This window comes from Enterobacter sp. TMH.L2, from assembly GCF_050847315.1.
GTDB lineage: Bacteria > Pseudomonadota > Gammaproteobacteria > Enterobacterales > Enterobacteriaceae > Cedecea.
Map to the genome: position 1 here is coordinate 1,552,460 of NZ_CP193791.1, position 14,777 is coordinate 1,567,236.

General features: G+C 56.6%; 14 protein-coding genes. 8 read left to right on the top strand and 6 right to left on the bottom strand.

Annotation, left to right across the window (positions count from 1 at the left end; genetic code table 11):
• Positions 1–8 precede the first annotated feature (8 nt).
• Complete coding sequence (locus ACREYP_RS07410; RefSeq protein WP_008455191.1) at positions 9–434, bottom strand: GNAT family N-acetyltransferase; 426 nt, start codon at positions 432–434, stop codon at positions 9–11.
• Between the two features lie 168 nt (positions 435–602).
• On the opposite strand from ACREYP_RS07410, the gene ACREYP_RS07415 reads away from it, so the two are divergent.
• Positions 603–1,076 carry a DUF1456 family protein gene (locus ACREYP_RS07415; RefSeq protein WP_166991130.1) on the top strand — a complete coding sequence of 158 codons (474 nt, stop codon included), beginning with the start codon at positions 603–605 and terminating at the stop codon, positions 1,074–1,076.
• A 68-nt stretch (positions 1,077–1,144) separates the two neighbouring features.
• Here ACREYP_RS07415 and ACREYP_RS07420 read toward each other — a convergent pair whose 3' ends face one another.
• On the bottom strand, positions 1,145–2,074 hold the full coding sequence (locus tag ACREYP_RS07420; RefSeq protein ID WP_008455185.1) for a LysR family transcriptional regulator: 930 nt from the start codon (positions 2,072–2,074) through the stop codon (positions 1,145–1,147).
• 71 nt (positions 2,075–2,145) lie between these two features.
• Between ACREYP_RS07420 and ACREYP_RS07425 the strand changes: the two genes are divergently transcribed.
• The 3 genes from ACREYP_RS07425 (at position 2,146) to ACREYP_RS07435 (ending at position 4,868) form a co-directional block, all read left to right on the top strand.
• Complete coding sequence (locus tag ACREYP_RS07425; RefSeq protein WP_336817930.1) at positions 2,146–3,147, top strand: aldo/keto reductase; 1,002 nt, start codon at positions 2,146–2,148, stop codon at positions 3,145–3,147.
• Between the two features lie 70 nt (positions 3,148–3,217).
• Positions 3,218–4,441, top strand: coding sequence for an MFS transporter (locus tag ACREYP_RS07430; RefSeq protein WP_008455182.1), 1,224 nt, complete (start codon positions 3,218–3,220; stop codon positions 4,439–4,441).
• Positions 4,442–4,451: 10 nt separating this feature from the next.
• Positions 4,452–4,868, top strand: coding sequence for a GlcG/HbpS family heme-binding protein (locus ACREYP_RS07435; RefSeq protein ID WP_008455181.1), 417 nt, complete (start codon positions 4,452–4,454; stop codon positions 4,866–4,868).
• Between the two features lie 37 nt (positions 4,869–4,905).
• Here the strand turns inward: ACREYP_RS07435 and ACREYP_RS07440 are convergent, their stop codons facing one another.
• Positions 4,906–5,919, bottom strand: coding sequence for a LacI family DNA-binding transcriptional regulator (locus tag ACREYP_RS07440; protein WP_434082307.1), 1,014 nt, complete (start codon positions 5,917–5,919; stop codon positions 4,906–4,908).
• A 201-nt stretch (positions 5,920–6,120) separates the two neighbouring features.
• Between ACREYP_RS07440 and ascF the strand changes: the two genes are divergently transcribed.
• Both ascF and ACREYP_RS07450 read left to right on the top strand, forming a co-directional pair.
• On the top strand, positions 6,121–7,578 hold the full coding sequence (gene ascF, locus ACREYP_RS07445) for a PTS cellobiose/arbutin/salicin transporter subunit IIBC (RefSeq protein WP_336817933.1): 1,458 nt from the start codon (positions 6,121–6,123) through the stop codon (positions 7,576–7,578).
• 12 nt (positions 7,579–7,590) lie between these two features.
• Positions 7,591–9,021, top strand: a complete 1,431-nt coding sequence (locus ACREYP_RS07450) for a 6-phospho-beta-glucosidase (protein ID WP_336817935.1) — start codon at positions 7,591–7,593, stop codon at positions 9,019–9,021.
• An 89-nt stretch (positions 9,022–9,110) separates the two neighbouring features.
• Here the strand turns inward: ACREYP_RS07450 and ACREYP_RS07455 are convergent, their stop codons facing one another.
• Positions 9,111–11,243: a TonB-dependent receptor family protein gene (locus tag ACREYP_RS07455; protein WP_008455176.1), complete on the bottom strand. Its 2,133-nt coding sequence runs from the start codon at positions 11,241–11,243 to the stop codon at positions 9,111–9,113.
• Between the two features lie 190 nt (positions 11,244–11,433).
• Entirely contained in the window at positions 11,434–12,564 is a 1,131-nt protein-coding gene (locus ACREYP_RS07460) for an ABC transporter substrate-binding protein (protein ID WP_336817936.1), read from the bottom strand.
• Positions 12,565–12,753: 189 nt separating this feature from the next.
• Here ACREYP_RS07460 and hopBF1 point away from each other — a divergent pair, with 189 nt between their 5' ends.
• Together hopBF1 and ACREYP_RS07470 are read left to right on the top strand one after the other, a co-directional pair.
• On the top strand, positions 12,754–13,365 hold the full coding sequence (gene hopBF1, locus ACREYP_RS07465; RefSeq protein ID WP_008455173.1) for a T3SS effector protein kinase HopBF1: 612 nt from the start codon (positions 12,754–12,756) through the stop codon (positions 13,363–13,365).
• 11 nt (positions 13,366–13,376) lie between these two features.
• Complete coding sequence (locus tag ACREYP_RS07470; RefSeq protein ID WP_442892440.1) at positions 13,377–13,832, top strand: GNAT family N-acetyltransferase; 456 nt, start codon at positions 13,377–13,379, stop codon at positions 13,830–13,832.
• Here the strand turns inward: ACREYP_RS07470 and ACREYP_RS07475 are convergent.
• Entirely contained in the window at positions 13,819–14,754 is a 936-nt protein-coding gene (locus ACREYP_RS07475) for a LysR family transcriptional regulator (RefSeq protein WP_008455169.1), read from the bottom strand. The genes ACREYP_RS07470 and ACREYP_RS07475 overlap by 14 nt on opposite strands.
• Positions 14,755–14,777 lie beyond the last annotated feature (23 nt).

Below are 14,777 nucleotides of genomic sequence, written 5' to 3' on the forward strand. Positions count from 1 at the left end.
TGGGAGGACTACCTCAACACAAAATGCATCAAATAGTATTCACCGTCCGGCCCCTCTCCCGGAGCCTCAATATGCCAGCCGTTACGCCGATAAAACTCAATCGCGTGTTCATTTCTCGCCAGGCACTTTAGCGAACCCGTTGCGGTAAATTCACTCTGCACTTTCTTCAGCAGCGCCTTTCCCGCGCCCGTTCCCTGATGTTCCGGGCTGACGAACAGGTTATGCAGGAAGTTATCCTGCACCCAGACGGAAGCGAAGCCGATGCGGTGGCCGTTATCTTCGGCTACCCAGATGCGTTCATCCTGAGTGGCGCTGTCAAAGTCTTCGAGCTGCCAGGCGCTGCCGTCGAGCCAGGGCCAGGCTTTGCGGCGGGCGTGAAGGTAAAGGGTGCGTAAGAAGGGACGATCGGATTCTTGCCAAAGTCGTAGGATCAAATGATTGCCTTTTAGGATGAAAGTTAGCCCATTGAGTCTACCCTTAAGCCTGAAGAGTGCCAATTCACCGCCGGTAAATTTAGCTCCGGCGGACAAATCCGCGCGGTTTTTGTTACAACGCGTTCGCTTCTCTATATACTGCCCGCTTTTGAGCCCTGAGATTGCCCCATGTTGAATAATGACGTACTGCTTAGCGTTCGCTACATGCTGAACCTGAATAACGATGGAATCGTTAAGATCCTTGCCCTGACCGGCACCGACGTCCCTGCGGAACAGATTGCTCCGTGGTTAAAGAAAGAAGACGAAGAAGGCTTTAAAGCCTGCCCGGATCTGATCATGGCGAACTTTCTTAACGGTTTGATCTACTTCAAACGCGGCAAAGACGAAAGCAAGCCGGAGCCGAAGCTTGAGCGTCGGATGACCAACAACATTATTCTGAAAAAGCTGCGTATCGCCTTTGAGCTGAAGTCTGACGACGTGCTGGAGATCCTGACCGCCCAGCAGTTCCGCATTTCTATGCCGGAAATTACCGCCATGATGCGTAACCCGGATCATAAAAACTACCGCGAGTGCGGCGATCAGTTCCTGCGCTACTTCCTGCGTGGTCTGACTCAGCGCCTGAAGCCTGCGAAAGCGGAATAAGACGTTGGGCGGGTGAGCGCCTCTCACCCGCTTCATAACTAGTTGTTGTTTCTTCTACCCGATAAAAATCAGTACAGCGTGGCCTCCCGCATCATCTCGATAAGCCGGCGTAGGCCGGGATGGAGCTGCCTGCGGCTGGGGTAATACATCACCATCGGTTCATCTTCACACACCCACTCCGGAATAACCTGCACCAGCTGCCCGCTCTCCAGCAGCGGCCGCACTCGCACATCCAGGCAATACGCCAGCCCGAAGCCGTTCAGGGCGGTATCAATGATCATTTCGCTTTCATTGAGGATCAGCGAGCCGGGTACATCCAGCGCCAGCGCCTCTTTGCCCCGGTTAAGCTCCCATTTATACAGCGTGCCGTTGCCGAGCCGCATCCGGATGCACTGGTGCTGAAAGAGATCGTCCGGGTGGTTCAGTGGGAGGTGCGCGGTAGAGGTTAAATACTGCGGCGAGGCCACCACAATCCACCTAAGCTTGCGCGTCACGGGCATCGCAATCATGTCTTTAGGGACGCTCTCCCCGTAGCGAATCCCGGCGTCGTAGCCGCTGCCGATAATATCAACCAGCGTGTTATCGACGGTAATCTCCATCTGCAGCCGGGGGTACATCGCCATAAATTTTGCCAGTACGGGCGCAAACAGCAGCTGGGCGGCGTCTCGCGGGATATTGATCCGCAGCCGTCCGACCGGGGATTCGCGGTAATGATCCAGCTCATCAAGCGCCATACGGATATGGGAAAACCCCGTTTCCAGATGCCCAAGCAGCGCTTCACCGGCGTCGGTAGGCACAACGGAGCGGCTGGTGCGGTTGAGCAGGCGCACCCCAAGTCGCTCCTCCAGACCGCGCATCGTGTGGCTTAGCGCAGAGGTAGACACGCCCAGCTCAGAGGCAGCGAGGCGGAAGCTTTTCCGGCGGCAGATGGTCAAAAAAACGTTGAGATCGGCGAGTTCACCACGGACCGGAACCGGCATAAAAGGGGCCTCTGTCATCAAGGGTTCGTTGAAATTAATTCAACTTAACATGAGTTACAATTGGTTCACAGAACAGACAGGGGTAAATCATGGCAATCGAAACAATTCACATCGCGGGCATCGCTGAGCCCGTCAGCCGTATCGGCCTGGGCACGTGGGCCATTGGCGGCAGCATGTGGGGCGGCAGCCACGACGGGCAGTCGATAGCGACGCTGCACGAGGCGCTGGAGCGCGGCATCAACCTTATTGATACCGCGCCGGTGTACGGCTTTGGGCATTCCGAAGAGGTAGTGGGCAAAGCGCTGGTGGGCCGACGGGACAAGGCGATTATTGCCACCAAAGTGGCGCTGGACTGGGACGACGCCGGGCGGGTGACGCGTAATTCCACGCCGCAGCGCATTCGTCAGGAAATTGAAGACTCGCTTCGCCGCCTGCAAACGGATTATATCGACCTGTACCAGGTACACTGGCCGGACGATTTAGTGGCGATAGACGAAACCGCGCGCGTGCTGGAAACGCTGCATCAGCAGGGGAAATTCCGCGCCCTCGGCGTCAGCAACTATTCCCCAGCGCAGATGGACAGATTCCGCAGCGCCGCGCCGCTGGCAACCATGCAGCCACCGCTCAACCTGTTTGAACGCGGCGCGACAGAAACGGACCTTCTGCCCTATGCGAAATACCATCAGATGGTGGTGCTGGCCTACGGCGCGATTTGCCGGGGCTTGCTGTCCGGCCGCATGACGCCGGAAACCGCGTTTGGCGAAGGCGACCTGCGCAGCTTTGATCCGAAATTCCAGCCGCCGCGCTTTGCGCAGTATCTGGCCGCAGTCGAAGCATTGAAAGCGTTTGCTGCAGAGCGCTACGGCAAGAGCGTGATGGCCCTGGCACTGCGCTGGGTGCTGGATGCCGGCCCAACCATTGCGCTGTGGGGCGCTCGTCGTCCTGAACAGCTCAACGGGGTGGAAGACGTGTCCGGCTGGACGTTGACCGCCGAAGACAAATGCGATATTGATCACATTTTATCCAGGTATATTAGCACCCCGCTGGGGGCCGAATTTATGGCACCTCCGCACCGGAAAACATCGCTTTAGTTCTCTCCCGCGTCCCGCTGAATCGCGCCGGGGCGTATTTTGTTGTTCACCTGCACAAGTCAAAAAAACTATGTCATCACTGAATGAACAAACCCTGGAACAGGGGGCCGAGACGGTTTCCCTGTCGCGAGCGGGGCTGCTAAAAGCGCTGTTCGCGCTCGGCATGGGCGGCTTCGCCATCGGTACCGGCGAATTCGTCATCATGGGACTGCTACCCGATGCCGCAAACGGACTGCACGTTTCTATTCCTTCTGCAGGCCACCTGATCAGCATTTATGCGCTGGGCGTGGTGGTTGGCGCTCCGCTGCTGGCGGTGCTGGGTGCCCGCATGGCGAGGCGTGACTTTCTGATTGCCCTGATGGCGATGTTTGCCGTTGGCAACCTGTTGAGCGCTTTTGCACCAGGCTATTACTCCATGATGCTGGCGCGCTTCCTGGCCGGTTTCCCGCACGGCACGTTCTTTGGCGTCGCGGCTTTGCTGGCGGCAAGCCTTGTGGAGCGTTCGAAGCGGGCGCAGGCGGTGTCGATGGTGCTGCTCGGCCTGACGATAGCCAACTTACTGGGCGTGCCCGCCGTGGCGGCCATTGGGCAGCTATTCGGCTGGCGCAGCGCGTTTGCTATCGTGGGCGGGCTTGCCGTGCTGACGCTGATTCTGGTGTGGATCTGGGTACCGTGGCATGCCGGGGATAAAGACGCCAGCCCTCTGCGTGAGCTGACCGCATTGACCCGCAAGCAGGTGCTGCTGACGCTGGCTATCGGCGCGATTGGCAGCGGCGGAATGTTCTCCGTCTTCAGCTACGTTAAGCCAACGATGCTGGAGCTGGCGCACCAGTCGGTAGGCATGATCCCGGTGATCCTGTCGATGTTCGGCCTGGGCATGATTGTCGGCAATATCGTCGGCGGCCGTCTGGCGGATCGCGGGCTGGAGAAAACCATTCGCCTGCTGCTGATTTGGGCGATTCTGGTGCTCAGCGCTTACGTTTACACCTCGCACTATCCGTGGCTGGGCGCGGTCACCGTGATGCTGGTGGGCACAATGGTGTCGCTTTCTTCGGTGCTGCAAATTCGCCTGATGGACGTGGCCGGTGACGCGCAAACTATGGCGGCGGCGATGAACCACTCGGCGTTCAACATTGCTAACGCGTTAGGCGCCTGGCTTGGTGGGGTGACCATTTCCGCAGGCTTTGGCTGGGAGTCCACCGGCTGGGTCGGGGCAATTCTGGCGGTCTTTGGCCTGCTGATCCACACCTGGGCGGTTATTGACGCCAAAAAACATCCGCCGTTAGCACATTGAGGTTTTCATCATGACAGTCAGTTTAGTGCTTGCAGAAGCGCTGATCGCCGGCGTCAAAACGGCGGTGGAGGCCCACCGCTTTCCTCCGGTTTCCGTGGTGGTGTTGGACAGCGGCGGCCACCTGACGGCCTTTGCCCGCATGGACGGGACATTCCTGGCCACCATTGATATCGCCATTCGCAAAGCGCGTACGGCGGTGCTGTTCCAGGCCAATAGCGAAGATGTCGGCGCTAATTTGCACCCGAACGGCCCGGCGTATTCGCTGGAGAACAGCAACGGTGGGCTGGTGGGCATTGACGGCGGTATCCCGCTGCGCAACGCGGAGGGCGCGGTTATTGGCGCGATTGGCGTGTCGGGGGCCACGAAAGAGCAGGATGGGCAAATTGCTGCTTTTGCCGTAGAAGCGGTGTTTGGTAGCCGAGCTTAATGACAGAAAAGGAGCGAATTTCGCTCCTTTTTTTACCTTATTTTGGCTGAAAATACGGTCCTTTCGTCACAGAATCGCGCACGATCATCTCAGAACTGTACAAGTTATCCCGTGAGAAATAGCCGCCGTCCAGCATCGCCGTCAGGCGGTTAATCACTTCATGGATCATCTCGCTCACCGGCTCTTTCACGCTCGACAGCGGCGGGGTGAGAAAAGCCCCGGTCGGGACATTATCAAAGCCAATAACCGACACATCGCGCGGCACCGACAGTCCCGACTGGCCGAGCCTGCTGATAGCGCCGATAGCCATGTCATCGTTGCTGGCGACCAGGGCGCTAAAATCTAGTTTCGCTGAGAGCAGCGTTTCTACCGCCGCCGACCCGCTGGCAGGCGTCCATTTTCCGGTGGCGATAAGCTCGTCCCGGACCGGCAGCCCGGCCTGCTCCAGCGCTTCGCGGTAGCCAGACAGACGCTCTCTCGCCGTGGGGGAGTCGAGGACGCCGGTGATAAAGGCGATATCCCGATGGCCCTGGTCAATCAGGTAGCGCGTGGCCTTGAAGCTGGAGCCTTTGTGATCGCAGCAAATGCAGTGGCTCTGGTGTTTACGCAGCTTGCGGTTCATCACCATGATCGGCTGCTTATGCTGCTCAATCAGCGCATCCATCTCATCCACGCTTAAAAAACGCGGGTAAATGATCACCGCGTCGCAGTGCAAATCGAGCAGAAACTGCACGGCAGCCTGCTCTTCCTGAGCGCTGTGTTTGCCGTCGACCAAAATTAGCTGCCGCCCGCTGGCTTCGAGCTTCAGCGCAGCCTGGGAAAGCAGTTCGCTAAAATAGTTCCCGCTGTACAACGTGTTGGTCACCACCAGGCCGATGTAGCCTGATTTGCTGGTCGCCAGATTGCGTGCCAGCAGATTAGGGCGATATCCCGTTTCCTGAATGGCCTGGTACACCTGCGTTTTAGTGGCCTCGCTCACGTAGCCCTTGCCCGACAACACGCGCGAAACGGTCGCCTTTGATACGCCTGCTTTTTTCGCCACTTCTTGCATCGTCGACATAAAGGCTTCTCGTAAGTTCGTCATTTCTGACCATTTTACACTTTTCGCGGCCAGGACGCAGCGCAGCCTGTATTTCGATGTAAATCACAAAAATCGATCTCAATAAAAATAATCATTGTGATCTGATTTTCAACTACACATGATTGTGTGGAACCGGTTACCTACAAAATCATAACAAGAGAGTTTCACCTCATGGCTAACAAGTACGAGGCAGTATCCCGACAGATTGTTGAGGCTTTAGGCGGCGCGGAAAACGTGGTGGCGGTAACCCATTGCATGACGCGGCTGCGCTTTGTATTACAGGACGATGCAAGGGTGGACAGTGCCCGGCTGAAGGCCATTTCCGGCGTGCTGGGCGTGGTGAAAAACGACCAGCAATGTCAGGTCATTATCGGTAACACGGTGTCTCAGGCCTACGCTGAAGTGCTGAAATATCTCCCCGAAGGGGCTGGCGACAGGCCGCAGGCGGCAAAGGGCAAACTGACCCTGAAACGCATCGGCGCGGGCATCCTGGATGCGCTGATTGGCACCATGTCGCCGCTTATCCCGGCGATTATCGGCGGCTCGATGGTGAAGCTGCTGGCGATGATCCTCGCGATGACCGGGGTATTTGAAACGACCTCCTCGACGCTTACCATTCTTAACCTCATCGGCGACGGCGCTTTCTTCTTCCTGCCGGTGATGGTGGCGGCTTCTGCCGCCGTGAAATTTAAAACCAACATGTCGCTGGCGATTGCTATCGCCGGGGTGCTGGTACATCCGGCCTTTATTGACCTGATGGCGAAGGCGGCCCAGGGGCAGTCGGTTGATTTTATGGGCATACCCGTCACCGCCGTGAAATACACCTACACCGTGATCCCCGCGCTGGTGATGACCTGGCTGCTGTCGTACATCGAAAAAGGCGTGGATCGCATTACGCCAGCGGTGACCAAAAACTTCCTCAAGCCGATGCTGATTGTGCTGGTTTCCGCGCCGATAGCGATTTTACTGATTGGGCCGTTAGGTATCTGGATTGGCAGCGGGATCTCCTCGCTGGTGTACACCGTTCACGGTTATCTGGGCTGGCTTTCCGTCGCCATCATGGGGGCTATCTGGCCGCTGCTGGTGATGACCGGCATGCACCGCGTGTTTACGCCAACGATTATCCAGACCATCGCCGAAACAGGCAAAGAAGGCATGGTTATGCCGTCGGAAATTGGCGCTAACCTGTCCCTCGGCGGGTCGTCTTTGGCCGTCGCCTGGCGAACGAAAAACCCTGAACTGCGTCAGACGGCGCTTGCTGCCGCAGCCTCAGCAATCGTGGCTGGCATTTCAGAGCCTGCGCTTTACGGCGTCGCGGTGCGGCTGAAACGCCCGCTGGTTGCCTGCCTTATCAGCGGTTTTATTTGCGGTGCCGTCGCCGGTATTGGCGGGCTCGCCAGCCATTCCATGGCTTCACCGGGGCTGTTCACCAGCGTGCAGTTCTTCGATCCTGCCAACCCGATGAGCATCGTTTGGGTGGGGGCGGTGATGATTCTGGCCGTGGTGCTGTCGTTTATTACTACGCTTATTCTCGGCTTTGACGATATTCCCGTCGAGGAGCCGAAAGCTAAAGAGCAGGGCAGCAGCACGGCGTTTGTACGACCAGATGATGCAGTAAAAACACTTTAAGCAGAGGTAAGCATGGCTGAGACAGTTTTTCCAAAAGGATTTTTGTGGGGCGGCGCTATCGCGGCTAATCAGGCTGAGGGCGCGTACCAGGCCGGCGGCAAGGGGTTAAGCACCGTCGATATGATCCCCCATGGCGACAACCGCCTTGGGGTAAAGCTCGGGGTGGAAAAGCGGTTTGCGCTGCGCGACGATGAATTTTACCCGAGCCACGAGGCCATAGATTTTTACCATCGCTATAAAGACGACATCGCGCTGCTGGCAGAAATGGGCTTCACCGTTTTCCGAACCTCCATTGCGTGGAGCCGACTATTTCCCAAAGGGGATGAAACGACGCCGAACCCGGAAGGGATCGCGTTCTACCGCGACCTGTTTGCCGAGTGCAAGAAATACAACATCGAACCGCTGGTGACGCTGTGTCACTTCGATGTGCCGATGCACCTGGTGCAGGAATACGGCTCATGGCGCAACCGTAAAATGGTGGAGTTTTTCAGCCGCTACGCGCGCACCTGCTTTGAGGCGTTTGACGGCCTGGTGAAATACTGGCTTACCTTCAATGAAATCAACATCATGTTGCACAGCCCGTTCTCTGGCGCGGGGCTGGTCTTTGAAGCAGGCGATAACAAAGAGCAGGTGATGTACCAGGCCGCGCACCACGAGCTGGTGGCCAGCGCGCTGGTCACTAAAATCGCCCATGAAGTTAACCCGGTAAATCAGGTTGGCTGCATGCTGGCGGGGGGGAACTTCTACCCGTACAGCTGCAAGCCGGAGGACGTTTGGGCGGCGCTCGAGAAAGACCGCGAGAATCTGTTCTTTATTGACGTGCAGGCGCGCGGCGCTTATCCCGCTTACGCGGGACGAATGTTCCGTGAGAAAGGGATTGAGATTGTCACCGAGCCTGGCGACGACGAGATCCTGAAGAACACCGTCGATTTTGTCTCCTTCAGCTATTACGCCTCGCGCTGTGCTTCGGCAGACATGAACGAGGGGAATACCAACCCGGCTAACATCATTAAATCGCTCAAGAACCCGCACATTACTTTCAGCCAGTGGGGCTGGGGCATCGACCCGCTCGGCCTGCGTATCACCATGAACATGATGTACGACCGCTACCAGAAACCGCTGTTCCTGGTGGAGAACGGGCTGGGCGCGAAGGACGAGGTGAATGCCGACGGGGAAATCAATGATGACTACCGCATCAGCTATCTGCGGGAACACATTAAAGCTATGGGTGAGGCAATTGAGGACGGTATTCCGGTCATGGGCTACACCTCGTGGGGCTGCATTGACCTGGTGTCAGCGTCAACCGGTGAGATGAGCAAACGCTACGGCTTTGTGTATGTCGATCGTGATGATGAAGGGCAGGGAACGCTGGCGCGCACGCCGAAGAAGTCGTTCTACTGGTATAAGAAGGTGATTGCCAGTAACGGCGGGGATCTGGCGTAATTTTCCCCTCTCTCTCCCCAGAAGGCAGGGGAGAAATACCGTTTTATCCCCTCTCCCTTTTAGGGAGAGGGTTAGGGTGAGGGTCGTTATCAGAACGCCATCGAAGCCTGTACGAAGTAGGTACGCGGCTCACCTACGTATTTCCCGGAGTTATTGTCATTCGAACGCGTGTAATAACGCTGATCGAACAGGTTTTTAATCCCGGCACCCAGCTTCAGGTGAGACAGCGACGGCCCAAAGTCGTACTCGCCGCGCATATTCCACACCATATAGCCTGCGATATTACCAAACTGCCCGTCCGCGCTTTCGTCGGTGATGTAGTTCGGCCCGGTACCCGGAGAGCTCTGTTTAGACTGTGCAAAACTGTCCAGATTCCATACCCAGTTACCGGTCGCGTAGCGGGTGCCCACGGTGTACACCTGGCGAGAGTAGAACGGCAGATCTTTCCCGGCGAAGTCCCCTTTGTCACTGGTGGCTTTGGTGTAGGTGTATGTGGTGTAAACGCTCACGCCGTCCAGTGCGCGGTCGACTTCGCTTAGATCGTAATTTAGCGCCAGTTCAAGGCCCTGGTGTTTGGTTGCACCGAGGTTCGTCCAGCCCACAATGTTGTTGATGTACTGCAGCTGATCGTCGAAGTCGATGTAGAACAGCGTCGCTTCAGCCTTCAGCGCGGTGTCGTCATAACGGGTACCGAACTCATAGGTATGCGCTTTTTCCGGGGTCAGGCCGGCTGCCGGCTGATTGCCGCTGCCGCCGCGGGTCAGCTGGAAGTACTGCATACTGCCGAAGGAGGTGCTGGCGTTGGCAAACAGTTTCCAGGCATCAGACATATGGTACATCACGCTGATAGAAGGCAGCGGCTGGCTGTAGGTCTTCTCGCGATCGATGTTCTGGAAGGAGTCGCTGGTGTGCGTTTTGATGCTTTCATAGCGCAGACCCGGCGTAATCGTCCAGTCGCTGACGTTGATGGCATCATCAATATAGAAAGCGTTCGCTGCAGTACCGCCCGAGCTGTGCTGGTAGTACTCGGTCATGTCCGGTTTGGTGAAGGTTGTCGCAGGATCATACGCTTTTGGCGTGCGGTAACCTTTCTCGTCCGACGTTTCGTTCAGGTAGCGGTAGCCCAGGGTGACTTCATGAGACATATCCCAGAAGCGGAATAGCTGGGAATAGGTTGGCTCAATCGCCCAGGTGGAGTAGTTGCGAGGCGCTGAGTTCAGGGTACGTTTGTTGCCCTTGAAATACTCCAGATCGCTGCTGCGGTAGCTGTCGGTAAAGTAGGTCAGGACTTCCAGCTTTTTATCGTCTTCTGTGTGCTTATATTTGAAGGACATATCCTTGCGGCGGCCTTCAAAGCTGTCCCAGCGGCGGTCCGACTGGAACGGATCTTTTGCATACTGTGCGGTCGTCAGGCCGCCTGGCATACCTGACTGGGCTTCGTAATAGTGGAAGTTAGCCTGCAGCTCATCGCGATCGGTGAAGTTGTACTTGGTCTTCAGCATGAAATCGTCGATGTCGGTATTGTCGTTGCTTTCACGGTAGCCCTGGCCGTGCAGGCCGGAGTAGAGCAGTTCTGCACCAAAGCCGTTATCCGCCGTGCCGCCCACGGACGCGCTGGTCAGCGTTTTCAGGCCACCGTGGCTGGCGCCCTGGGTCTGCGCGCTGACGGTGCCGCCAAACTCTTTCGGAATGTCGCGAGTAACAAAGTTAATCACGCCGCCAACGTTTTGCGGCCCATAACGCACTGCGCCGCCGCCTCGAACCACGTCAACGGACTGAATGTTGCCCATGCCCAGCGGCGCCATGGAAAGCTGTGGCTGGCCGTAAGGGGCAACCGCGAGCGGCACGCCGTCCATCAGGATGGTTGAACGTGGGGACAGGCGAGAAGTCAGGCCGCGCACGCCAACGTTAAGGGATATGTCGCTGCCGCCGGTGCCGTTGCTGTCACGCACCTGCACGCCCGGAATGCCTTTTAGCGCATCGGCTAGCGTCTCTGAACCTTGCTCACGAAGCTGCTGATCTGTAACGATCGAGCGTGCGCCGGGGTGGTTAAGCAGCACGGTGCTGGTGTCTGGATTATCGAGCCAGTTGCCGACGACGGTAATGTCGTCAGCTTTTTTATCTGCGGGGGCTTTATCTGTTTGTGTGTTATCAGCGGCGAGCGCTGGCAGCGCAAATGCTATCGCGCTTGCCAGGAGAGAGACACGAAAAAGGGGGCGCATCATCATTCCTATAGAATTATGGGTTTGTCGTTATGAGTTTTTTTGGAAATGACAATCTTAATGATAATTATTTTCAAGTAAATAGTTTTGTTGCGGAATAATTCGGGATAAGGCGAAAAGTAAGCAAAAAAAACCGAGTGGTTGGATGACCGCTCGGCAGTACAGATGAACAGACCGGGAATTCAGGCTGTTAAGGGGTAACCCAGAACACGCCGCTGTAATCCAGGGCGGTGAACTGCTTGTGAGCTTGCTCGATGTCGGCCTGTGGATCGATGTCTTTGAACAAATCCGGGTGCAGGAACTTAGCGATGGTTTCCACCGCAATATAGTTCAGCGGAGAGTCGTAGAATTGATGGTAAATCGCCATCACGCGCTTCTCTTTCACCGCCGTGAGCACGTTAATGCCGGTCCGGTTCATCAGCCCTTTGAGCTTCTGTTCGGCCACGGTTTTATCGGCCATATAGCCCAGCGGCACGGCTTTTGGCGAACGGTTGCCGCGGTTCCAGTCGGCACCCGTGATCAGGTAAAAGTCCGGGTTGCTGGTGATCACCTGCTCGGTATTCACCTGGCCGCTCATTTCAGGGAACAGCTTGCTGCCAATATTGTTGCCACCGGCGGTATCAATAAACTGGCCGTAGCTGCCCTTGCCGAAAGTCTGGCAACATTCGTCGCCGCGAATGCCCGCCGCGCGTTCAATAAACACGCTCGGTCGCTGCTCAGGTTTCAGCGTCGCCACGCGCTCGCGCACCAGGTTCATCCTCTGCTGGTAGTGCTGAATAAAGGCGTCTGCGTTTTTCTGCTCATCAAACACTTTGCCGAGTAACTCAATGCTGGGCAAAGTGTTGGTCAGCGGCTGCTGGCGGAAGTCGATAATAAGCACCGGAATACCCACTTTTTCCAGCTGGCTCAGCACGCCGCTGTTCTTCAGTTTGGCCAGCACGCCGATGTCAAAAATAATCAGATCCGGCTGTAAGGTGACCGCTTTTTCAACGCTGAAATCCGTGTAGTACGGATTTTCAAACATCGTGATTTTGCTTACCTGGGGGAATTTTCGCGCATAGGCGTCCGCCAGATCGGGCGCTTTGGTCTTCAGCGAGTTATCCCAGGCAATGATGTTTTCCAGCGGATCCTTCGGGTGAATAATATTCAGCGCCAGCAGGGCGCGCGCATCGGCCAGCATCACGCGCTTTGCCGGATGGGGCAGCGTCACTTCCCGGCCCGCTACGTCGGTAACAACAATCGGGGCAGCCTGGGTGGCGAAGCTCAGCAGGGCAACGGCGGCGAGCAGCCAGCGAGCTTTGGCGGTAAACACTGTGAACATGGATGACCTTCAGAACGGGAAAATTTAGGAAGGGAATGATAATCGATCTCATAGCGTTTGGAATGGGGACGCGGGAATTTTTCTGGTTACGAAAGATGCCAGGGCGAGGCTGACGGGAACCTGTCGTCTGCTTTGGCCACTCAAGGGCTTTACTGAACCGTGGTGTTGAACCACACAGGAGAGTCCACCGTGTATAGCGTTTCAAACAATGCAGCCCAGGGGCGGCACTTTCATACGTCTAATGTACAGACACCGGCCACGGCATTTCAGGATGTACCGTCGCTGGGGCAGAAAATTGGCGCAGGCAGTCAAAAAGATGTTTTTCACTCACGACAGGATCCGCGCAAGTGCCTGTGCCTGTTCAGACCCGGCACCACCGGCACCATTTCAGCGGAGCAGTACGCTTTAAAAGAGCTGGAAACGACCAAACAGCTTAAGCATCTCGGTTTTCCCGTGGTGGACGCTCATGCATTGATTAAACATGGCGGTCACGTGGGCGTGGAGAAAGACTACATTCACAACGCTTTTGATTCCGAAGATATCGTGAATAATAAGAAAAGCCTGCCGGACGATAAGAAATTCAATCAAAACGTCCTGGCCGACTGTAACGCCATTATTAACAAGCTGAAAAATCATGAATTGCACATCGACGATCTGCAATTCTTAGTCGACAGCCATGGCCGCGTGCTGATTAACGATCCGCGCGATGTGATTCGCTCCTCGCCGGAGAAAAGCATCAGTAAAGTTAACGAGCTGCGGGCTCATGCTTTAAATAACCTGCTGGATATTGATAGCGACTAGCAGTGGGATTAATGGGAGGGATAACCGTGCTGCGGATAATGTTGGTGACGCCGGATAACAAAGGCTTTGCCTCACTCAAAGCGCAAAGCGTTGAGGAACATTACAATATGCTGCGCCGGCTTGAAGCCAACTGGCTTAGCGGAGAAAACCGTTTTGACTTGCCCGGAGAAAAACTACTGGGTGTCTTTGCCCGTGAGGAACTGGTCGGCATTGGCGGGCTTAATCGCGACCCGTTTTCAGCAGACGAACGCGCGGGGCGTATTCGACACCTGTACCTTAGCCCGGCCTGGCGGGGAAAGGGAGCAGGGCAGCAACTGCTGCAGGCCCTGGTTGCCGGCGGAGACCACTGGTTTGATTTTTATAACACCCATGCTCCCGAACACGCCTTTTGTTTTTATGAAGCCGCCGGGTTTCAGGCCGTTTTCGGTGAGGAGAGGGTGACTCACCGGTTGCTTACTCGCCGCTAGTTTTGGGCGAACTGGCGGCCAGTTTTGCCGGGCAGAGGTTTTTAAGCCGTTCAATCAGCCAGCGTCCGGCCGGGCCGGGCGGGGAGGCAATCGGGTAGACGCCAAACATCGGCAGTGCGAGCCCTGCCGGCGGAACATCCTCAATGTTCAGCCGCACCAGCCGCCCCTCGCGAATATCTCGTTCGACAACGTGTGACGGCATGCTGCCCCAGCCGAGGCCATCGAGCAAAAAGGCGTGTTTGGCCAGCAGATCGCCCAGCCGCCAGGTGGAAGGTGACATCACGCCAAACTCTTTCCCTTTGGAAAGCTCCGAGCGGTCGGTCAGCACCAGCTGAACGTGTTTGGTCAGTTCGGACTTTGGAATGATGCCTTCGAACTGTGCCAGCGGGTGATCGGGCGCGGCTACCATCACCAGCGAAACGCCGGTCAGACGCTCCCCGGTCAGCGAGGCCGGCATATCCGGCAGTGAGCCCAGAATACCAATCCCCGCGCTGCCGTTAAGCACCGGTTTGTAGCCCCCACCCAGCGCCTCTACAAACAGACGCAGCGGCGTGCCGGGAAACTGTTCGCGGAAGGCTTTGGCCGCCGAAGTCATCGCCTCCAGCGGGAAGAAAACGTCCACCACCACCGAAAGTTCCGATTCCAGCCCCGACGACATACCGCGCGCTCTCGCCTTCATAAAATCGACGCCAGAAACAATGCAGCGGGCATCGATCAGCAGCACTTCACCTTCTGGCGTTAGCTTTGGATAGCGGCCGGAACGGTCGAACAGCTGCACGCCGATCTGGGCTTCCAGCCCCTTAATCAAATCGCTGATCACCGACTGGGCGCGGTACATCTTGCGAGCAGCCGCAGAGAAGCTGCCTTCGTCGACGGCGGCAATAAACGTGCGAAGTTGGTCCAGCGAAATACCGTCCAGCATTGTGGTTCCTGCCTGGCTGTCAA